General features: G+C 64.7%; 1 pseudogene. It reads left to right on the top strand.

What is annotated here, in order from left to right:
• Window positions 1–317, top strand: a pseudogene (locus AC0L3L_RS36520) (alpha/beta fold hydrolase); the annotation flags it as partial.

Genomic DNA, 317 nt, shown 5'->3' with positions numbered 1-317 from the left:
CCTCCGTTGCTTCGCCCGCCGCTCAGGCCGACGCGCATGCGGCGCTGCTCTCCTCACTTGACGTCGACAAGGTCATCCTTGTCGGCATCTCGGCTGGCGCGCTCGGCAATCGAACTCGCTCTTCGCCATCCAGATAAGGTGGCGGCGCTCATTCTGATCGTCCCCGGAACATATGCGCCCGAGAGCCCCGTCATGGTCGAGGGCAGTCGTGGCAGCGCGTTTGTCTTCTGGCTGGTCAACGCCGGAGCTGACTTCGCCTGGTGGGCGACCGAGAAGATTGCTCCGTCGGCTCTCATCCGTTTCATCGGCGTGCCGCC

The sequence above is a fragment of the Mesorhizobium sp. WSM4849 genome (genome assembly GCF_055811385.1).
Note: the sequence above shows the minus strand (reverse complement) of the source record. Positions and strands in the feature narration are given on the sequence as shown.